12 protein-coding genes are annotated in these 21325 nt (G+C 69.6%); 2 read left to right on the top strand and 10 right to left on the bottom strand.

The window, feature by feature from the left end; all coding sequences use genetic code 11:
- Positions 1 to 25: 25 nt before the first annotated feature.
- From NX068_RS19910 to NX068_RS19890, 5 genes are all read right to left on the bottom strand, one after another.
- Positions 26 to 1303, bottom strand: coding sequence for a dihydroorotase (locus NX068_RS19910; RefSeq protein ID WP_263462960.1), 1278 nt, complete (start codon positions 1301 to 1303; stop codon positions 26 to 28).
- A gap of 32 nt (positions 1304 to 1335) precedes the next feature.
- Positions 1336 to 2295, bottom strand: a complete 960-nt coding sequence (locus tag NX068_RS19905) for an aspartate carbamoyltransferase catalytic subunit (protein WP_263462959.1) — start codon at positions 2293 to 2295, stop codon at positions 1336 to 1338.
- A 76-nt stretch (positions 2296 to 2371) separates the two neighbouring features.
- Entirely contained in the window at positions 2372 to 2875 is a 504-nt protein-coding gene (gene pyrR, locus NX068_RS19900) for a bifunctional pyr operon transcriptional regulator/uracil phosphoribosyltransferase PyrR (RefSeq protein WP_263462958.1), read from the bottom strand.
- Complete coding sequence (ruvX, locus tag NX068_RS19895; protein ID WP_263462957.1) at positions 2856 to 3332, bottom strand: Holliday junction resolvase RuvX; 477 nt, start codon at positions 3330 to 3332, stop codon at positions 2856 to 2858. Before ruvX ends, pyrR begins: the two co-directional genes overlap by 20 nt.
- Positions 3325 to 3900 (bottom strand): YqgE/AlgH family protein, encoded by a 576-nt coding sequence (locus NX068_RS19890; RefSeq protein WP_442806768.1) that lies wholly within the window; start codon positions 3898 to 3900, stop codon positions 3325 to 3327. The genes ruvX and NX068_RS19890 overlap by 8 nt, the downstream gene beginning before the upstream one ends.
- A gap of 133 nt (positions 3901 to 4033) precedes the next feature.
- Here NX068_RS19890 and NX068_RS19885 point away from each other — a divergent pair, with 133 nt between their 5' ends.
- Together NX068_RS19885 and NX068_RS19880 are read left to right on the top strand one after the other, a co-directional pair.
- Positions 4034 to 5473: a cryptochrome/photolyase family protein gene (locus tag NX068_RS19885; RefSeq protein WP_263462955.1), complete on the top strand. Its 1440-nt coding sequence runs from the start codon at positions 4034 to 4036 to the stop codon at positions 5471 to 5473.
- Between the two features lie 68 nt (positions 5474 to 5541).
- Positions 5542 to 6717 (top strand): MalY/PatB family protein, encoded by a 1176-nt coding sequence (locus NX068_RS19880; protein WP_263462954.1) that lies wholly within the window; start codon positions 5542 to 5544, stop codon positions 6715 to 6717.
- A gap of 16 nt (positions 6718 to 6733) precedes the next feature.
- On the opposite strand, the gene NX068_RS19875 is transcribed toward NX068_RS19880, so the two are convergent.
- The 5 genes from NX068_RS19875 to NX068_RS19855 form a co-directional block, all read right to left on the bottom strand.
- Complete coding sequence (locus tag NX068_RS19875; protein WP_263462953.1) at positions 6734 to 12454, bottom strand: DUF7379 domain-containing protein; 5721 nt, start codon at positions 12452 to 12454, stop codon at positions 6734 to 6736.
- A 211-nt stretch (positions 12455 to 12665) separates the two neighbouring features.
- Positions 12666 to 18257 (bottom strand): hybrid sensor histidine kinase/response regulator, encoded by a 5592-nt coding sequence (locus NX068_RS19870; protein ID WP_263462952.1) that lies wholly within the window; start codon positions 18255 to 18257, stop codon positions 12666 to 12668.
- Between the two features lie 21 nt (positions 18258 to 18278).
- The gene (locus NX068_RS19865) at positions 18279 to 20369 is read right to left on the bottom strand and encodes a methyl-accepting chemotaxis protein (RefSeq protein ID WP_263462951.1); all 2091 of its coding nucleotides are present in this window, start codon (positions 20367 to 20369) and stop codon (positions 18279 to 18281) included.
- 58 nt (positions 20370 to 20427) lie between these two features.
- Positions 20428 to 20937, bottom strand: coding sequence for a chemotaxis protein CheW (locus NX068_RS19860; RefSeq protein ID WP_263462950.1), 510 nt, complete (start codon positions 20935 to 20937; stop codon positions 20428 to 20430).
- A gap of 7 nt (positions 20938 to 20944) precedes the next feature.
- The gene (locus NX068_RS19855; protein WP_068635333.1) at positions 20945 to 21310 is read right to left on the bottom strand and encodes a response regulator; all 366 of its coding nucleotides are present in this window, start codon (positions 21308 to 21310) and stop codon (positions 20945 to 20947) included.
- Positions 21311 to 21325 lie beyond the last annotated feature (15 nt).

Here is a 21325-nt window from a genome sequence, read left to right as displayed (position 1 = left end):
GGGCGAGCCTTGCTGCGCTGGCCGTTCAGCCTTCGTACATTACCTGGCCTTCGACCAGCGTGTAGCGCACCTTGCCCGGCAGTTCCATGCCGAGGAAAGGCGTGTTCTTGCCCTGGCTCTTCAGCGTGTCGTGGGCGATGGTGACGTGGGTGGCGGGGTCGAACACGCAGATGTCGGCACGGGCGCCCGGCGACAGGTGGCCGGCCTTGGTGATGCCGATGATCTTCGCTGCATCCGAGGTGATGCGGGCGAGGCCGTCGAGCAGCGGCAGGCCGGCGCGTTCGGCCCATTTCAGCGTCAGCGGCAGCAGTAGTTCGAGGCCGGTGGCGCCGGGTTCGGATTCGGCGAAGGGCGTCTGCTTGCCGTCATCGTCAACCGGCGTGTGGTCCGAGCACAGCGCATCGATGCGGCCTTCGGCCAGGCCTCGGCACAACGCTTCGCGGTCGCGCTGGCTGCGCAGCGGCGGGATCAGATGGCAGTTGGGGTTGAAGTAGCCGATGTCCATGTCGCACAGGTGGACATGGTTGATCGACACGTCGCAAGTCACGTCCATGCCTTCGGTCCGTGCGCGCTCGATCAGTTCCAGGCCGGCGGCGGACGACAGGCGGGTGATGTGCAAGCGCGCGCCGGTGATCTTGGCCAGTTCGAGGTAGGTGTACAGCGCCACCGTCTCGGCCGCCACCGGCATGCCGGCGAGGCCGAGACGGGTGGCGACTTCGCCGTCGTGGGCGTTGCCGCCGCGGGCGAGGAAAGGCGCTAGCGGCTGCAGCCATACGCGGAAGCCGAAGGTGGCCGCGTACTGCATCGCGCGCATCAGCACGCCGTTGTCGACGATCGGCACGTTGGCCTGCGAGAAGGCGACGCAGCCGGCTTCGACCAGTTCGGCCATCTCGGACAGGCGCTCGCCCTTGAGGCCGATGGTGAGCGCGCCGACCGGATAGATGTGGGCGCGGTTCAGCTTCTTGGCGCGGTAGGTCAGCATCTCGACCAGGCCGGGCTCGTCCAGCGCGGGATCGGTGTCCGGCGGGATCGCCAGGCTGGTGACGCCGCCGGCCATCGCCGCTTCCATCTCGGATTCGAGCGTGGCGCGGTATTCGAAGCCGGGCTCGCGCAGGCGGGCGGCGAGGTCGATGAAGCCGGGGGCGACGACCAGCCCGCCGGCGTCGAGCGTGCGTTCGGCGACGAAGCCGTCGGGGGCGTCGCCGAGGGCGACGATCTTGCCGCCGGCGACATAGACGTTCTGCACCGCGTCGGTGCGGCGGGCCGGATCGACGACGCGGCCGTTGGAAATCAGGATGTTCATTCGCGAATCCTTGTGCCTGTTCTGTCCGGGGCTCAGTGGCTGCCCAGCATGCTCATCACCGCCATGCGCACGGCGATGCCGAAGGTAACCTGGGGCAGGATCACCGCCTGCGCGCCGTCGGCCACGGCGGAGTCGATCTCGACGCCGCGGTTCATCGGCCCCGGGTGCAGCACGATCGCGTCGGGCTTGGCCAGCGCCAGCTTGTCGGCGGTCAGGCCCCAGACCTTGAAGTATTCCTGCGGCGTGGGCAGCAGCGCGCCGTTCATGCGTTCGTTCTGCAGGCGCAGCATCATCACCACGTCCACGCCCTTTAGGCCTTCGCGCATGTCGTGGAACACGCGCACGCCGAGCTTCTCGACTTCGGTCGGCAGCAGGGTCCTGGGGCCGATCACGCGCACTTCGGGCACGCCGAGCGTGGTCAGCGCGGCGATCTGGCTGCGCGCCACGCGCGAGTGCAGCACGTCGCCGACGATGGCCACCGTCAACTGGCTGAAGTCCTGCTTGAAGTGGCGGATGGTGTACATGTCCAGCAGGCCCTGCGTCGGGTGCGCATGGCGGCCGTCGCCGGCATTGACGACGTGGATGTGGTCGCGGCCGGTGGCCTGCAGGTGCTGGGCGATCAGCATCGGCGCGCCGCTGGCGGCGTGGCGGACGACGAACATGTCGGCCTGCATCGCGCACAGGTTGTCGACGGTGTCGAGCAGGCTCTCGCCCTTCGAGGCCGAGCTGGTGTTGATGTTCAGGTTCACCACGTCGGCCGACAGGCGCTTGGCGGCGATCTCGAAAGTGGTGCGGGTGCGCGTTGAGTTCTCGAAGAACAGGTTGAACACGCTCTTGCCGCGCAGCAGCGGCAGCTTCTTGACCTCGCGCTCGGCCACTTCGGTGAAGGGCGCGGCGGTGTCGAGGATGGCGGTGATGATGTCGCGCGGGAGACCGTCGAGCGTCAGCAGATGCTGAAGTTCGCCGTGCTTGTTGAGCTGGGGGTTGCGCATCGGGCTTGCCTCGGAATCAGCGATTGGCGATGGGGTGTAAGGGTTTTGTCGGAAGCGTGTTACGGCAGATCGGGCATCAGCCGAGCTGGGTCAGTTCCAGCGTGAGTCGGCCGGCTTCGTCGCGCTGCAGTTCCAGGTTCTGGTCGCGCGGCAGGGCTTCGGGCAGGGTGTGGGCGCAGTAGCGGGCGGCGATCGGCAACTCGCGGCTGCCGCGGTCGACCAGCACTGCCAGCTCGATCCTGGCCGGGCGGCCGAAGTCGAACAGGCCGTTCAGCGCGGCGCGGGTGGTGCGGCCGGTGTAGAGCACGTCGTCGACCAGGATGATGTGCGCGCTTTCGACGCTGAACGGGATCCCGGTGCGCTGCGGCTTGGCGTGCAGGCCCTTGCTGCCGTAGTCGTCGCGGTAGAAGGAAACGTCGATCGCGCCCAGCGGCTGGCTGATGCCGAGTTCCTTGTGCAGGCGTTCGGCCAGCCACAGGCCGCCGGTGTAGATGCCGACCAGCGCGGTGGCCGGCGTGACGTGGGGGCGGATCTGCTCGGCGAGCTGCCGGCACAGGGCTTCAGCATCGAGAATGTTCATGGCGATGGGCGTCCAGGAAGGTTTGCAGGATGATCCGGGCGGCAGCGGCGTCGAGCACCGCCTTGCGTTCGCCCCAGCCCTTGAGGCCGGCGCGGGAGAGTTCGGCTTCGGCGGCGACCGAGGACAGGCGTTCGTCGGCGGGGAAGACCGGCAGGCCGAAGCGGCCGTGCAACTGGTTGGCGAAGCGGCGGCAGCGGGCCGTGAGTTCGTGTTCGCTGCCGTCGAGATGGACGGGGATGCCGACCACCAGCGCCACCGGCCGCCATTCGGCGATCAGCCTGGCGATGGCCTTGAAGCGGGCGTCGTTGGATTCGTCGTGCAGCGTGGTCAGCGCGCTGGCATGGCCGGTTTCGAGTTCGCCGCCGGCCACGCCGATGCGTGCCAGGCCGAAATCGAAGCCGAGCAGGGTGCCGCGCGCGGGCAGGGTAGGCGGGGCGGCGGATGCCGCGTCAGGCATGCCCCGCGACCTCGCTGAGGTTGGCGAAATCGACGCCCAGCTTCTGCATCGCGGCGGCCAGGCGTTCTTCGGGCGGCAGTTCAAACACGATCGACATGTCCGCCGGCACCGTCAGCCAGGCGTTGTCCATCAGTTCCTGTTCCAGTTGGCCGGCGGTCCAGCCGGCATAACCGAGCGTGACCAGCACTTCGCGCGGCTCGCCCTGGGCGCCGATCGCCTGCAGCACGTCGCGGCTGCTGGTGAGGCCGACCTCGTCGCTGACCTTCAGCGTCGAGTGCCAGTCGCCGAGCGGCCGGTGCAGCACGAAGCCGCGATCGGTCTGCACCGGCCCGCCGAAATACACCGGCTGGGTGTCGAAGCCTTCTGCTTCGAGCGGCACCTCGATGCGTTCGAACAGCGTGGCCAGCGTCATGTCGATCGGGCGGTTGACGATGATGCCCAGCGCGCCCTGTTCGTTGTGCTCGGCGATGTAGGTCAGCGCGCGGGCGAAATGGGGATCGGCCATGTGGGGCATGGCGATCAGGAAGTGATGCGTGAAGTTGGCCGTGGGGGTTTCCATGCCTGCCATTTTACGCACTTCGCCCGCGTTCTTGTGTGGCGAGGAAAGGATGCCGGCCGCGATTCCGGCTCTGCTGCGGGCCTGCGTCGCAGAAACGGCCGGGTGAGCCGATAATCGCTTCCCGTCCATCCGGATCGCAACGATGAATTCAGCCCTCGTCTGGTTTCGCCGCGACCTGCGCAGCTTCGATCACGCCGCGCTGTATCGGGCGCTGCGTTTCGCCGGCCGCGTGCATTGCGCCTTCGTGTTCGATACCGCCATCCTCGACGCCTTGCCGTCGCGCCGCGACCGCCGCGTCGAGTTCATCCATGCCAGCCTCGCCGAGCTGGATGCTGCGCTCGACGCCATGTCGCGCGCGGCCGGCGGACAGGGGGCGGGCATCATCGTGCGCCACGGGCGCGCCGAGGACGAAATCCCGCGTCTCGCGGTGGAGCTGGGCGTGGCCAAGGTCTTCGTCAATCGCGACTACGAGCCGGACGCGATCGTGCGCGACAGCCGGGTGGCGCAGCGGCTGGCCGAGGCCGGCATCGGCTACGAGGACTTCAAGGACCAGGTGGCCTTCGAGCGCGGCGAGGTGCTGACCCAGGCCGGCAAGCCTTTCAGCGTGTTCACCCCGTACCGGAACGCGTGGCTGAAGGCGGTCGACGATTTCCAGGTGAAGCCCTACCCGGTGGAGCGGTACGCGCACCGCCTGGCGCCCAAACCCGCGGGCGAAGCGCTGCCCCGCCTTGCCGGCATCGGTTTCGAGCCGGCCGGCCTTGCCGAGCTGCGGATGCCGACGGGCATGAGCGGCGGGCGCAGGTTGTTCGAGGACTTCGCCGCGCGCATCGGACGCTATGCGCAGACGCGGGATTTTCCGGCGATCAAGGGCGTCAGCTACCTGTCGGTCCATCTGCGCTTCGGCACCGTGTCGATCCGCCAGCTCGCCGCGCACGCCTGGCGCGATGGCGGCGAAGGCGCGCAAGCCTGGCTGGGCGAGCTGATCTGGCGCGATTTCTACCACCAGATCCTGTGGCATCACCCGCATGTGGTGGCGCGGGCCTTCCGGCCCGAGTACGACGGCGTGGCGTGGGACGACGCGCCCGAGCTGTTCGCCGCCTGGGCCGAGGCGCGCACCGGCTACCCGATCGTCGACGCCGCGATGCGGCAACTGGCGCAGACCGGCTACATGCACAACCGCCTGCGCATGATCGTCGCCTCTTTCCTGAGCAAGGACCTCGGCATCGACTGGCGCCTTGGCGAGCGCAATTTCGCCGTACACCTGAACGACTACGACCTCGCCGCCAACAATGGCGGTTGGCAGTGGGCCGCGTCGACCGGCTGCGATGCGCAGCCGTACTTCCGCATCTTCAATCCGGTGACGCAATCGCAGAAGTTCGACCCCGGAGGACGCTTCATCCGCCGCTACCTGCCGGAACTGGCGCGTGTGCCCGACGCCTTCATCCATGCGCCGTGGACCATGGGCGGCATCGACCAGAATGCGTGCCGCACCCGGATCGGCGTCGACTACCCCGCGCCGGTCGTCGACCATGCGGCGGCACGCGAGCGCACGCTGAAGCGCTTCGGCGTGTTGAAGGCCTGATCGAAACACTGGATACATCGTGCAGTTGCGGGACAATGCAGGGCCCTGTTCCCGACTGTCTGCCGACCATGAACGCCCCAGACCATTCCGCCGCCCCGTTCGACTTCGACTGCATCATCGACCGCCGCGGCACGCCGGGCGAGAAGTGGGGCCGCTATGCCGGCCGTGACGTGCTGCCGCTGTGGGTGGCGGACATGGACTTCGCTGCGCCGCCTGCCGTCATCGAAGCGCTGCGCCGGCGCCTCGACCATGGCGTGTTCGGCTACACCGATGCCTGGCCTTCGCTGGAGCAGGCGGTGGCCGAGGGCCTGCAGCGCGACCATGGCTGGACGATCGAGCCCGACTGGCTGGTGTGGCTGCCCGGCGTGGTGACGGGCTTCAACCTCGCCTGCCTGCTGGCCGGCGAGCCGGGCGACGGCGTGCTGACCGCCGCGCCGGTCTATCCGCCTTTCCTGTCCGCGCCGGCCAACACCGGCCGCGTGCTGCAGCGCTGCGAACTGGTGCTGCGCGACGGCCGCTGGCAATGGGACTGGAATGCGCTCGAAAGCGTGGCGGATGCACGCAGCCGCATGCTGCTGCTGTGCTCGCCGCACAACCCGGTCGGGCGCGTGTTCGACACCGGCGAACTGCGCCGGCTGGCAGATTTTGCCGAGCGCAGGGATCTGCTGATCTGCGCCGACGAAATCCACTGCGGCCTGGTGCTCGACGAGGAGCGTCCGCACCGGCCCATCGCCGCGCTGGACGAGGCCACGGCACGGCGTACGATCACGCTGATGGCGCCGTCCAAGACCTGGAACATTCCCGCGCTGTACTGCGCTTTCGCGGTCATCCCGGACGCCGCGCTGCGCCTCCGCTACCGCCATGCGATGCGCGGCCTGATACCGCACGCCAACGTGCTGGGCATGGTGGCGACCGAAGCCGCCTACCGCGACGGCGGGCCGTGGCGCGCCGCGCTGCTCGACTACCTGCGCGGCAATCGCGCCCGCGTGCTGGAAGCGGTGGCGGCGATGCCGGGCCTGGCGACGATCTCGCCCGAAGCCACCTACCTGGCCTGGATCGACTGCCGCGGCCTGATGGCCGAGCGCGGCATCGACCACCCGGCGGCCTTCTTCGAAGCCGCCGGCGTCGGCCTCTCGGACGGCCGCCCCTTCGGCGCGCTAGGCTGGCTGCGGCTGAACTTCGGCTGCCCACGCGCGACGCTGGACGAGGCGCTGCGGCGGATGGCGGCGGCGCTCACGAGGTAAGGACGAAGCGGTTGCATCATCTGCCTTCCGCGTGTTGTTGCAGAAGTTGCAGCAGACGCTTGCTTGCCTCGATGTCGCCTTTTGCATCGCCGTGCCGGGCGCACCAACGTTCGAGTACGAATTTCTCCTGGTCATATAGCGTTGCCCATGCGTTGGGCGAGGGCACGCGGCTGTAAAGATCCTGGAACAACGCTTCGATCTGCGGCAGCGCCTGCTGCAGCCGGCCTTCGGCCATGGCGAGATACAGGTCGAGTTCGATGCGGCTGGCCACCAGCCAGAAATCGGCCTTGCGTGCGAGCTGCTCGTCCAGTGACTGGCGCACGGCCGCTACGTCCTCGGCCGGGAACCCTGTCTTGCCGGGCCTTTGCGGGCATACCAGCATGGCCGCGATGTAGTTGATGGCGGGATAGAAGAACTGCGGGTGACCCTGTTCGAGGGCAAGTTCCTTGCCACGCTTGTAGGCAGCCGCCATCGCTTCCAGCGCTTTGTCCTCAGCCTTCTGGCAAGCAGTCAGTTGCTGCTGCGCATCCTTGTTCGCGGCTTCGTCCTTGCCGGCGGTTTCCAGCCACGCCTGCGCGATGCCGCATGCCTTGCGCTCGACCATGGCAAGGCGTTTGCAAGCCGAGCCGTTCAATGAATGGCGTTCGATCGTGGGCTTCAGCTTCACCAGGGTTTCGAGCGCATGCCGTGCGCTCGTGATCTCGTCGCGAGCGGATTCGAGCTTGTCGTCGAGCTCCTTGCGGATTTTGCCCTGTTTCGATTTTGGCGCACCGGCGTCGACATCCAGCTTTGAAACGCGCTTCCATGCCCGCCGCGCGCGCTGGTTGGCCAGTTGTTCGGCAGCCCTCAGCGAGGCGCTGCCGTCTTCGACGGTCAGCGCATGCTCATACCATTCGATGCCTTCATCGACGAGCCCGCTCTCGATGCATGCGGCGCCGAGCGCCTCGGCCACTGATCCGATGTTCCGCCCCCAGCCGGCCCCGAAGCGTGCAGCAAGGTGGCGCACGTGCTCCTGCAGCACGCTGCGGTCGCCCTGGCCATATCGGGCATCGGTGGCGATCTTCTCCAGCGCGATCTTCAGGCCCGTCGCCGAGGCGATGCCGCTGTATTCGCTCTGCACATCCGTGATCGCTGCGGGTTTTGCGGCATCGTCGTCGTTCGGGCTGCGCAGGCGCCATTCCGGATCGCCGTAGCATTGATAAGCCGCCCAGGTGTTGCTGTCGGGATAGCTGCGCCAGGTCGCCTCGCGCGCATTGCCGACGGCTTCCATGAAGGTCCTGCGGTCCAGCAAGGCCTGGTAGAAGGTTTCCGCAAACAACTGGGCCGGTTCGTCGTCCACTGCCCAGCCCGCTGCCACCACGCAGCGCACGCCGATTTCGATCAGCGCCTCGGCCGTGCTGGCGGCGAAGTCGCTGCGGTTGAACGGGTCCGGCGCCTGGGCGAATTGCTGTGTCGGCAGTGCCGCCAGATGGCAGCAGTTGACGAACACCAGCTCCGGCACCGCACGCATCTGCCTGATCTCGCGCGGCCCCAGCACCGTGCCTTCGGACAGCACCACGCCGCCTTCGGCGCCGGGCTCGCCATGGCCTGCCACGTGGACGATCCGGTAGGGGTGGGACATCAGCGCATTGATGATCGTCGTCGCATCATGTCCGCCCAGCAGATCGAAGGTATGGTCCGGCCCGACGCCGCGCCGGCTCTTCATCAGCTTGCTGACGGCACGGGACTCGTTCAGCGCGCCTTCGAGCCTGCCGTAGCGTGCCGGATCGCATTTCGGTTCGCCGACGATCAGCACATGGTCTTCACGGCCGGTGTCGCGCACCGCATCACGGTAGCTGCTGGTCCTGAGCTTGCGGATCAGCCGGCTGCGGATGCCCCAGGGCATGTGCTCGTGCTCCCGGCCGCGTTCCGGCGCGGTGTCCAGCAGTTCCCAGGGCACGACGGCCGTGCCCTTGTCCACCTCCAGCACCATCTGGCTGCGCCCGGCCAGGAAGGGTTCGATCTCCAGCGGCACCAGCAGCTGGAACAGGGTGCGCCCGATCTGCGGTCCGCACTGGTGGTCGTTCGAGGCCCGGCTCAGCATCTCCTGCAGCAGGCGTGGCTGCGAGCTCAGTGCCCGTACTTCGGTGCGTGCCCGCTTCGTGTCCAGGCGGAACTGGATGTCGGTGCTGCCCAGCGGCTCGGTGGCTTGCTGCGCGGCAGCGGTCTGGTGGTCCGGGTGGCCACCCATCGAGGTGATGGAGATGAAGTCGTATGCAGCCCCGCGGTAGGCCGAATCAACCTGCCGGCGCAGGGATGCGGTGCCGGTTTCGACCGTCGGCGTGATGTCGAGCTCGCCCGGCCTCGCCGTCGCATGCACCTGCAGCCCGCGCCAGGCTTCGGCGGCGCGCTCCAGGTAGAGCTCGACCAACTGCAGATGGGCGATGTGCGGCCAGACCGCGCGCCTGCGGCGCTGGTTCAACTGCGCGATGCGGCTGTTGGCGGCGCGCACGCCATGGGCGATGGCGCGCGCCGAGTTGCCCGGCTGGATGCCGATGCCGCCGCTGCCGATCAGCACGGCTGCCAGTTCGATGCCAGCAGGACCCTGGTCGGCTTCGGCCTGGCGTTCGGCCCAGGCCAGCACGCCCTGGCAGACCGACTCGGCCAGCGTCGCTTCGGTCAGATTGCCTTCGGCGCCGAGGCCGACCACGATCACGCCCTCGGGCTGGGGCAGCAGGGCATCGTGCTGCGGCGCCGCGTGGTTCAGGAAGATCTGCGCTGCCCCGATCGTCTGCGGATAGCGGCCGACCGACAGCGCATCCTCCATCACGCCGCCCACCAGCGCGTTCACCGCCACTTCGGCGCCCGACAGCCGCGATGCCGTGTAGTGCCCCACCAGCAGCGGCTGGCGCACGAAAGCCAGGTTGGCGTTGAGCACCGTGACGCGAAGTGCGGGCGCTGCCTGGCGTGCGGCGGTGTCGTCCTGCTGCCTTTGCGCCAGAGCGAACACCGCATCCATCGAATCGGCCGGGCGCTCGCCGGCCAGGCGGCCGCGCGAAGGGCGGCTGCGCACGTGCGACACGGTCTCGAGCGCATCTTCCCGGCTGCCGTCGCGCCGGACCTCGGTCGTCAGCAGCTTCAGCTGTGAGGTATCGCCTTTCTCTAGCAATTCGCGGAAGGCCTCGAAAGACCTGCGGTGCGAGGGCAGCTTGCCGTGCTCGACATCCAGCGTCCAGGTCCGCACCTGCGGCAGCCTCGCCGATGTCAGCGTCACCCGGCCGTCGCCGCCGTCGCGGAGATCGAGGTAGACAAGGCCGTCGTTCGCCCACTCATAACCATCGGGGGTGTAGCGCGACTGCCCCACGACCAGCAGCAGGCGATCGGCCCAGCGCTGCAAGTCCCTGTCGCGCTGCTCGTCCAAGCGCTGCCGCAGCGCGACGGCCTGATCCAGAACGTCCTTCGTCGGCACGCCCCATTCGTAAGCGCCGAGCTGCAGGCCGACGTCGTGCCACAGGCTGGCCTCGCGTACGCGCCGCAGGTCTTCGTCTGCCAGCTTCTTCCAGGTTTCTGCTTTCGACAGTTCCAGCCGGGGATCCGTCAGGCCCGCCTGCAACTGCAGGAAGCCCGGAAACTCCGCCATGGCCTGGCGCGCCTTGCGGTCGCGGAAGGGTGCGCCCACGCTGGCCAGCAGGTTGCCGAAATTGTCGTCGCCGGACAGCGTCTGCATCGGCGCCCAGGAACCGCCGTTCGGCGTGCCCAGCATCAGCAGGCGCCCGCCTTCATGCAGGCACACGCGCTGCCAGACTTCCGGGCACTCCAGCATCATGGTGCGCACCAGCAGCCCGCCCATGGAGTGGGCGACGAAGCGCACCGGCTGCCCGCTGGCCGCACGCGCGTCCAGCGCCTCGGCGACGCGCTGGCCGAGCCGGCGCGCTTCTTCCTCCAGTGGCCGGCGCCAGTCGAAGCCGAAGGGGATCACCTCGTGGCTTTGTTCGAGATGTTCGACCAGATCGTCGTAGAAATTGCCGAGCGGCCCATCGTCGCGAATGTGTTGCTGCCCCGGTTCGTAGGCCAGCCGCAGCAGGCCGCCGAGCACGCGCCAGCTCAGCCAGACGCGCTTGCCATCGACCTGGATGTGGCTGCCCAGGATGCCCGGCAGCAGGAACACCGCCGGCCGCTCCGGCATCGGCACGGACTGGCTGCGCATCGCGGCGCGGCGCCCGTCCGCGCTTTCGCCCTTCCACGACAGCGGGCCGATCGGCGCGAAGCCCGCAGGCGCGTCGCGCAGCAGCCCATCGACGATGGCGTCGGCCGTGAGCTTGTTGCGGAAATAGTTGAAATGGGTGGCGTCCGCGCTCTTGTCGAGCATGTAGCTCGCGCCCTCGTTGCGCGGCGAGCCACCGTACATCGAGCTGGTCTGGACCACGATGTCGTTGTCGGTCCAGTAGAAGGCATCAGCCAGCAGGGTCTTGAGCCAGCTCAGCACCGAATCGCCCTCGATGTCGCCGGCCACCACGCGCAGCTTGCCCGGAACCAGCGCCTGGGCATCGTTGAGCCACTGGACCAGCGGATTGTCCGGCGTCATCGCGTACAGGCCGGGCAGCGTCTCCGGGTCGAAGCGCTCGCGTGCGACGGCAGCCAGGAAATCCGTCAGTGCCGGTAGCATCGGTATGCCGGCCAGCTTCAAGGACCAGCGCACGATCGACAGGTAGGCGTCCAGCCGGCGCGATGCCAGCAGCGTGCCGCGGGCCGGGCAGGCCACGCGCACCACGCGCTCGACCGTCACCTCGCGTTCGCCCAGCGCCTTGGCCAGGGCCTGCAGTTGCTGGAGCTGGTCGCGGTGCTTCTCGTCCTCGAAGATCGCACGGTCCGCGTCGGTGAGCTCACGCGTGGCTGCCATGCGCGCCAGCACTTCGGCCACCAGGCCGCCGCGCGAATGCGAGACCAGGTGCAGCTTGACCGGCACGCCCTTGGGCAGTGCCTGGACCAGCTGCAGGGCGTTGCCGATCGGGTCCTCGCCCAGCGTCGCGTGGTCCAGCGCATAGACCTGGTCGGCGTAGTGGGCGAACAGCTCGCCCACCCGCGCCGGGTGATGCTCCCACAGTTTGCCGAAAGTGCTGGCGGTGTCGACGAAAGTGCCGTGCAGCAGCACCAGCACGGGCTTGTCCGGCGCCGGCACCGGGATGCTGTTCAGCCGTCTGTCGTTCTTGAGCTTGCCGAGCTGCTTGGCCTTCAACGGGTAAACGCCGGGTGTGACGCCGCTGTCGATCTGCCGCGCGATGGCTGCGGCAGCTCGCTTGGCAGGCTCGCGGTCGCCGAGCACATTGGTGATGATCTCCACGGCCTTCAGCAGCACCTTGCCCAGAAAGCCGGAGCCGCGTGAAACCGCCGCCTTCTCCAGTCCGCGCCACTGCAGCTCCGCCGGTACCGGTACTTCGTCGGGATACTGCAGCTCTCCCTTCCCGCCGCGTTTCAGTGCTTGCCCGTCGGCCTGTGCCAGCAGCAGGTCGCGTGCCGCCTCCGGGTGCAGCACCAGTTCCGGCCCGCCCTCGATGTGCAGCACCACCACGTCTTCGCCGACCGTTGCGCTGGTGCGCAGCATCGGCCCGCCGTCGCGGCGGGTGGCCAGTTGAATGAAATCCTTGCGGCTGCCGGGCAGGTCCGGCGAGGTGGAGGCGGGGGCGATGTCGCCGCTGCGGGATGCCGGGCGCTGGCCCGGAATCAGGAAGGTGATCTCGCGGGGGCTGGCGTCGGACATGATGGAAAATCCTCGTGGTGGGGAGGAGAGCGCTACCCGGAGACAGGTGCGAACGTGGGGCACGCCGCATGACGGTGTTCATCGAGCGCCACCCGATTCGAGAATAGCAGGTCCTCGTGAATTCGCTTCACGATCCTTCGGGCGCGGCAGGGAATGTCGTGGGGATGGCGGCATGCTCCGCCCGGCGTCGCCGGGCGGAGCGCATGAAAGCTCAGGCGGTTTCGGCCCGGGCCCGGGTATAGCCTGCCAGCAGCGCCAGCAGTTCCTCTTCCTGGTAGGGCTTGCCCAGGTAGTGGTTGGCGCCGATCTCCTCGGCGTAGCGGCGGTGCTTGTCGGCCAGGCGGGAGGTGATCATGATCACCGGCAGCGCGCGGGTCCGCTCGTCGGCGCGGATGTTGCGGACCAGGTCGAAGCCGTCCATGCGCGGCATCTCGATGTCCGACAGCACGACGTCGGGCAGGATGTCGACCAGTTGCTCCAGCGCATCGACGCCGTCCTTGGCGGTGATCACGCGATAGCCTTCGCGTTCCAGCAGGCGGCCGGTGACGCGGCGTACCGTCAGCGAGTCGTCGACCACCATCACCGTGGGCTGGCGCAGCAGTGTCGACGAGGTTTCGGCCCGGATGCCCGATACGTCTCCATTGTCCTCTGCGCCGTCCCCGGCGTCGCTGCCCAGGCTGCGGCTGGCGAGCGCCACCGGGTTCAGGATCAGCGCGATCTCGCCGTCGGCGAGGATCGTGGCGCCGGCCATGCCGACGATGCGGGCGAGCTGCGGGCCGGCGTTCTTGACGACGATTTCCTGGTTGCCCTGCAGGCTGTCGACGTGCAGCGCCAGCGTCTGGGCGCCGGCGCGCAGCAGCAGCAGCCAGTTGTAGCGCTGTTCTTCCGGCCGGGAGTCGCGATCGCCGAGCAGGCGCGGCAGGTAGCGGTAGGCGTAGCGCTCGCCCTGCCAGTCGGTGCCATGCTCGGCCTGCACGCGGCGCAAGGCGTCGGGCTTGAGCTCCATGGCCTGCGCCACCAGGTTCGACGGAATTGCCCAACTGCGGCCGCAGGCCTGCACCAGCAGGGCCTGCGTCACCGCCAGCGTCAGCGGCAGGTGGATGCGGACGCTGGTGCCCCGGCCGGCCTGGCTGCTGACGTCGATGCGGCCGCCGACCGCGGCGGTCTGCGACTTGACCACGTCCATGCCGACGCCGCGGCCGGAGACTTCCGACACCTGCCGGGCGGTGCTGAAGCCGGACAGGAAGATCAGGTTGGTCAGGCGCCTGGCGTCGGGGTGCTCATCTGCGCCGATCAGGCCGCCGGCGCGGGCGCGCTCGGCGATGCGCTCGAAGTCGAGGCCGCGGCCGTCGTCGCTGAGTTCGATGGCGATCTCGTTGCCTTCCTGGGTCGCGCTCAGCACGATCTGGCCGATCTCGGGCTTGCCGGCGTCGTGGCGTTGCTGCAGCGCCTCGATGCCGTGGGCGACGGCATTGCGCAGCAGATGTTCGAGCGGTGCCGCCATCTGTTCCAGCACGCTGCGGTCGATCTCGATGCGGCCGCCGCGGATGTCGAGCCTGGCGCGCTTGCCGAGTTCCTTCGCGCTCTGGCGCACGACGCGGTAGAGGCGGTCGGCGAGGCTGTCGAAAGGCAGCATGCGCACGCGCATCAGGCCTTGCTGCAGCTCGCGGGCAGTGCGCGCCTGGCTGCCGAGCGCGAGGTCGGCGCCGTCGAGGTCTTGCAGCAGGGTCTGCTGCACGGTGGTCACGTCGTTGACGCTCTCGGCCATCATCCGCGTCAGTTCCTGCAGGCGCGTGTAGCGGTCCATTTCCAGCGGATCGAATTCGCCGTGCTGCGATTCGGCCTGGGCGATGCGCGACTGCATCTGCACTTCGGCCTGGATCTCGACTTCGCGCAGCTGGTTGCGCAGGCGGATGACGTTCTCGGTGAGATCGTGCAGCGAGCGCCGCAGCGTGCGCAGCTCGCCTTCGATGCGGGTGCGCGCGATGCCGATTTCGCCGGCCTGGTTGACGAAGCGGTCGACCTGCTCCGCCCGCACGCGCAGCGTCGCCGCGGCGATCGGTTCGGCTTCGGCAGCGGGGGCGGGCGCAGGCGCGGCCGCTGCGGTCGCGGCGGCCAGGATGTCCGCCGCCGGCTGCGCCGGTGCCTCGGCCTGCAGGCCGGCGATGCCGTCGATCATCTGTTCGGCGGCATCGAGGCCGAGGACCAGATCGTCGGCCAGTGTTCGGGGATCGCTCTTGTCGGCCAGGCCGTCTTCGAGGCGGGATTCGAGCTCGTGCAGATGGCTGCCGAGCGTCATCGCGCCGGCCATGCGCGCGCTGCCTTTCAGCGAATGCAGCAGGCGGGCGATGGTCGCGGGCGGCTGCGCGGCGCCGGGGACGGCCTGCCAGTCGCGCAGCGCGGCATGCAGCGTGCCGAACAGCTCGGCGGCTTCCTCGAGGAAGATCGGCAGCAGTTGCGGGTCGAGTTCGTCCTGCGGCGGCGGCAGCAGGCTGGCTGCCGCGCTGCGGGCGTCGGCTGCCGGGGCTGATGCCGGAACCGGCTCGGCAGCGGGCCCGGCGGCATCGCCGGCTTGCGGCACGCTGCGGGCATAGCCGCATGCCTCCAGCTCGATCGCCAGGGTTTCCGCGCGGGCAGGCATGAACTGCATGCCGATCTCGGCCAGCATCAGCCGTAGCGTGCCGGCGGCGTCGCGGAGCAGGGCCAGTTCGTCGTCGGTCGTCGTCCTGCCCTGGTCGCGCAGGCGGCCGAGCGCACTTTCGAGTGCGCGCGCCAGTTCCCGCGGGGGCGGCAGTTGTGCCGTGCCCGAGATGCCGGCCAGGGTGTGGGCGGCGCGCAGCGCGGCCTCGCTCGGCGATTCCTCCGGGTGCCGCGAAAGCTGGGCGACTTCCTGCTCCAGGGTGCCGATGTGCTGCAGCGCCTCGGCCTGGTAGAGCGCGAACAGGGCGGGCGAGATGTCGACGTCGCCGATGCGGACGACATCGGCCGCAGGCAGCGGCGCTTCGTCGCGTTCTTCGGCGGCAGGCTGGGGCGCGGCCTCGGTCGCAGAGGGTGCGATGATGGCTTCGAGCGGCGCCGCATCCTGCTGCGGCGGAAGATCGAAGGCTTCCGCGGCATCGGCTGCCGGCAGCTCGGCTGCGGACGCTGCGATCGCCATTGCCGGGTCGGTATCCGGCACAGCATCATCGCTGCCGGCTTCGGCTTCGGCTTCGGCTTCGGCTTCGGCTTCGGCTTCGGCTTCGGCTTCGGCTTCGGCTTCGGCTTCGGCTTCGGCCGCGCCTGCCGCTGGCAGCGGCAGGATTTCGCCGTCAGCCGACAGGTCGAGGGCGGGAAACTCGGGTCCGTCTTCGGCTGCGGCAAGGCCGTCGGGCTGGGGTGCGTCGATGGCCGCAGGTTCGACGATCGCCGTCTCGCCGTTGCGCAGGCGCTCGGCTTCGGCAAGTAGGGCCTGCGTGTCCGGGATGGCGCCGCTGCCGTCGCGGAGCACTTCGACCCAGGCCGAGAACACCTGGTGTGCCGCATCGATGAGGTGCAGCACGGCGGGCGTCAGCGGCCAGTCGAGCTGCAGCCAGCGGTTCAGCGTCTGTTCCATGCCCCAGGCGGTTTCGCCCAGGGCGTTCAGCCCGACCATGCGGCCGCTGCCCTTGAGGGTGTGGAAGCCGCGCCGGATCGTGGTCAGGTGTTCGAGCTGCTGCGGCTCGCTGCGGGCGAGTTCGAGCTGCTCGCCGATGGTGGCCAGGACTTCGGTCGCTTCCTCGATGAAGATGCACAGCAGCTCCGCATCGATCTCGGCGTCGCTGCCGGGCAGCGAGGGGGGCGGGATGGCGGGAGCCGCCGCGGCCTCGAGCGGCGCGGGTTCGGGCGGCACCAGTGCTTCCAGTTCTTCGAGCGAGGCCTCGTCCAGCGCGGTGTCGGCGGCGGCTCCGGCAACTGCCGGCGGCTGCGCTTCGCCGGCGGGGATCGCTTCGGCTGCTTCCTGCGCGGGCGAAGCAAACGATGGAGCGGGCAGGCCGCTGCCGTCGGGCTGCGCTGCGCCGGCCGCCGAAGCCGGCGCCTCGGCTGCTGGGGCCGGCTGTGCTCCGGGCGCCACCGCGTCCTCTGTCGTGTCCGTTTCCGGGCCTGCAGCGGGCGTGCGCCGATGTTCGGGGTCGAGCAGTTCGTCCAGCCTGGCGGTGCCGAGCGGCAGGGCTTCGAGATAGAAGCCGAGCGCCGACAGCTGATGGGCCAGGGTTTCGAAGGCGCTGCGGTCGGCTTCGGCCGGGGCCTTGGCGAGGTGGGCGATGCGGGTGCCGGCGTCGCGCACCAGTTCGAGCGCGCGGGTTTCGCCGAGCAGGCTCAGGGCGCCGACGATCTGCTGCAGCGGCTGGTGAAGCTGGGCGAGCGGCTCGTGCCTGGCCTGGTTGCGGAAATAGTCGTCCAGCGTCTGCTCGACCTGGGCGAGGCTGGCGCGCATCTCGTGGCAGAGCTGGGCGAGCGCCTGCTTCTCCTGGGTCTCGCGGGCGCCGCTGAGGCCGGTGACGGCAAGGTCGGCGGCTGGCGTTTCGCCGCGCTGCAGGGTTTGCAGCCGTGCCAGGCGCTGGTCCATCTGCGCGGCCAGGCCGGTGTCCGGGATGTGCTCGCCGAAATCGGTTTCGAGCAGCAGCAGCGCGGTGGCGACTTCGAGCGCCAGCGCATCGGAGTGCTGCAGCGGGTCGCGGCGCAGCCATTGCGCCGTTTGCTGCAGGCCGTCGAGCAGGCCTTGCGTGGCCGGGCGCCCGAGCGGCTGCGCGGCGCGGGCGAGCGCGGCCAGCTTGTCGTCGAACGTGGCCAGGGCGATGGCGGTGCCGCCGCAGAATTCATCCCACTGCGCACGTACGCCGTCCAGCGATTGCCGCAGGGTCCGGAGCAGCGGGCCGAGCGGAATGTCGCTGACGGCGGCGCCATCCGGCGGCAGCAGGGCGTCGAGCTGCCAGCAGGTCCGCACCGCCTGTTGCTGGGCGGTGTTCGCCGGCATCGTCGCGACGCGGTAGAGGATGTCGCGCAGCAGGCGGTCGGGTACGGTCGGCGTGCCGCCGAGCAGGCGGCGGAACTGTGCATCGATCTGGGCGCACAGGCGCTTGAGCGGCGTGTCGATCGGCTGGCTGCGGTTGATCAGGCCGTCGTAGAAGGCCAGCGCAGCCCACCACAGGCTGCGCTGGGCCGGCGTCGGCTGCAGGACCTCGACGGTGGCGATGGCGTCGCGCATCACCTGTGCGCCCTTGCGTGCGTCGCCGCGCAGCCATTCGAGCAGGCCGCGTTCGAAGCGCGAGCGCGCATGGCGCAGCGCGGCCTGGGCGACGGTGGCATCGAGCGCGGGCGGCGCCTTTTCCCGCCGCGGGGGGCGGCGTGACAGGTCGGGGTGGAACAGGTCGGCGGCGCAGGGCAGCGGCAGGCCGCGGACGGCGGCGATCTCCTCGTACAGCGGGGCCAGCCTGAGCGCCTGGTCGGGGGCGCCGTGGGCGATTTCCTCGAGGTAGTTGCCGAGGCTGGCGACGGCGCGCGAGGCCAGCGACAGGCGCTCGGCATCGATCGGGCACTCGCCGCGCGACATCTGGCCGAGAAACTGCTCGGTGCCGTCGGCGAACTGGGTCGGGCCGTCGAGGCCGATGATGGACAGCGCACCGCGGATCTGGTGCAGATGCGTCTGGGCGAACTGCAGGCGGGCGGCGGCGTCCTCGGCAGCACCGGCTTCGGCCAGGGCGTCGGCGGCGCGCTGCAGTGCCGCGTCGATCTCTCCCTTGACCCAGGTCAGCGGCCCCAGATCCGTCTCGGTGGCGTGTGTCATGGCTGGTGTTCCGCGCGGGGTTCAGACCTTGAAGCCCGAGACCGAACCCTTCAGTTCGACGGCGAGGTCGGCGAGCTGGCCGATCGACACCGCGGTCTGCTGGGTGCCGAAGGTGGTCTGCTCGGTGACGGTGAGGATGTTCTTCATCGTCTCGGCGACGCGGCTGGCGGTGGCGGCCTGTTCCTGGGTGTCGGTCGAGATGCGTTCGATCAGGCGGGCGGCTTCGAGCGAGACCTGGTCGATCTCGGACAGCGCCTGGCCGGCGGCGTCGGACAGCTGGGTGCCGGCGACGACGTCGCGGGTGGCGTTCTCCATCGCGCCTACCGCGTCCTGGGTGTCGGTCTGGATGGTCTTGACGATCGCGGCGATCTGCTTGGTCGCTTCCGCCGAGCGCTCGGCCAGGCGCTGCACTTCTTCTGCGACGACGGTGAAGCCCCGGCCCGCCTCGCCGGCCGAGGCGGCCTGGATGGCGGCGTTGAGCGCGAGCACGTTGGTCTGCTCGGTGATGTCCGAGATCAGCTCGACGATTTCGCCGATCTCCTGCGAGGATTCGCCCAGGCGCTTGATGCGCTTCGAGGTCTCCTGGATCTGGCCGCGGATGCCGTTCATGCCGCGGATGGTGTTCTCCACCGCATTCGCGCCCTTGCGCGCGGCGTCCAGCGAGCGCCTCGCCACCTGCGCGGACTGCAGTGCGCGTTCGGACGAGTCGGTCATCGATTGCGCCATGCGCTGCACCGTGGCGCCCGCTTCCTCGATTTCGCGCGACTGGCGTTCGGTGGCGTCGAGCAGTTCGCGCGAGGTGCGCTGTGCGGCTTCGGTGGCGGTGGTCACGCGGGTGGCGGCGTCGTTGATGCGGCCGACCAGCACCGACAGCTCTTCGACGGTGTAGTTGACCGAGTCGGCGATGGCGCCGGTGATGTCCTCGGTGACGGTGGCGCGTACGGTGAGGTCGCCGTCGGCAAGGTCGCCCATTTCGTTCATCAGCCGCAGGATGGCCTGCTGGGTGAGGTTGCGCTCATTCTCGGCGTCCTGGCGCTGCTGCTCGGCGGCGGCGCGGCGCCGGGCCATGTCGCTGCGGTAGGCGCGGGCCATCGCCAGCAGGGCCAGCACGCTGGCGAGCGCGCTGGCGGCGATCAGGGCGTGGAGCAGGCCGAGGCCGCCGTGGGCCTGCTTGAGGCCCTCGGTCAGTTCGGTGCTGCGCGCGAGCAGCGGCACCGAGTCGCCGAAGATGCGGCTGCCGGCCTGCTTGGCCTGGACGGATTTCTGGATGTTGCCGAGGATCTCGCCGGCGGCTTCGAACGTGGGCGTGGCCGCGGCGGCGAGCGCGGCGACGCTGTCGCGCAGTTCGCTGTCGCCGGCGATCTGCGTGAGCGCGTCGATCTCGCTGCGCAGGGTTTCGATGTCGCGGCCGAGGACGAAGGCGACTTCCGGCTCGATGCTGTCGCCCACCAGCAGGGCGTTGGCGTTCTTGGCGATGCGCTGGCTCAGCATCATGCTGCGGCCGGCCGGGCCTGCCGGGCCTGCCGCGGCGCCGTCGGCGCCGAGCTGGCGGGCGATCCTTTCGCTCTGCTCCAGCAGCGCGGCGTCGTCCCGGGTGATGGTGGCGACGGCGCTGCCGAGCGCGATCAGGCTCTGGCGCTGCGACAGCAACTGGGCGGCGTTGCGCTCGGTGCCCTGCCAGGCGGTGCTCAGCGCTTCGACCTGCGGCCGGAGCGAGGCCGTCACCGGCGGAATGCTGGAGGCGTCCACAGCGCCGCCCTGTTCGAGCGCCTGCAGCAGCGTGGCGAAGCGGTCGCGGCTGCTGCCGAGTTCGGCGAAGGCGGCGTTGTCGCCGCGCAGCGCGAGCTGGGCCGACTTGGCGATACGCTGCGACAGCATCTGGATTTCGCTCGAGGCGCTGATCTGCAGCGTGGCGTTGGCCGATTCCCGCTGCTGGAAGACCACCAGGCCGGCGGTGGCGAGGGCGAAGATGCCGAACAGGATGCCGTAGTTGCGCATCCCCGTCGTGCCGGCCGGCGGCGGCTCCGCCTTGCGGACCGGCGGCGACTCCATGATGGTCGCGCTGTCGTTGTCGGCGGAGGCCGTTTTCTTGCCGAAGAGTTTCAATGCCATGTTGCGTGCTCCACCATGTGCGTGGGGTAAGCGGGAGTCGGGCGGAAGGCCGGAGGATTCATTCGAACGAGGCGTCCAGGAAGCGGGGGGCCGCCAGCAGCCTGGCGGCGTCGAGCTGCAGCCAGGGGTGGCCCTGGGCGTCGCGCAGGCGCTTGCCGACCCAGGGGCGTGTGTCGCCGCCGGGATCGGCTTCGAAATCGTCCGCGCTGCGCAGGCCGGCGGACGCCGTCACCAGCAGTGCGCAGTGGATGCCGAGCCGGGTGCCCGCCAGCAGCAGGCGCGAGCGCCCGCCGGCCGGTGTCGGCGCCTGGCCGTGGAAGCAGGCCAGGTCCACGACGCCGTACAGCGTGCCGCGCACATTGGCCAGGCCGCGGTACCAGGGCTGCGTCAGCGGCACCGCGGCCAGCGGCGGTGGCGGCAGGATCTCGCCGGCTTCGGCGAGGTCGATCAGCCAGTTCTCGCTGCCCGCCTGGAAGCCGAGCAGGCCGCGGCGGTCGGCCGTGCGGGCCTCGGCCAGGCGGCGGGCGAGGCGTTCCTGGAATTCGCGCAGGCTGCTGCGTCTGGCCATGGCCGCCTCAGCCGATGGCCCGGATGCGGGCGAGCAGTTCGTCGTGGTCGACCGGCTTGACCAGGTAGGCCAGGGCGCCCTGGCGCATGCCCCAGATCTTGTCGGTCTCCTGGCCCTTGCTGGTGCACAGGATGATCGGGATGCTGCGCGTGCTCTCGTGGCGCGAGATCGTGCGGGTGGCCTGGTAGCCGTTCATGCCGGGCATGACGACGTCCATCAGGATCAGATCGGGCTTGTCGGCCTTGCTGCGCTCCACCGCCTGCTCGCCGGATTCGGCGGTCAGGACCTTGTAGCCCTCGCGGGACAGCAGCTCCTGCAGGGCCAGGCGTTCGGTGGGGGAGTCGTCCACCACGAGAATCGTGCTGATCGGCATTGTCGAAGTCCTGCG

This window comes from Thauera carbonicopians, from assembly GCF_025699485.1.
Lineage (GTDB): Bacteria > Pseudomonadota > Gammaproteobacteria > Burkholderiales > Rhodocyclaceae > Thauera.
The sequence above is the reverse complement of the archived record's forward strand: the minus strand, read 5'-3'. Positions and strand labels throughout refer to the sequence as shown.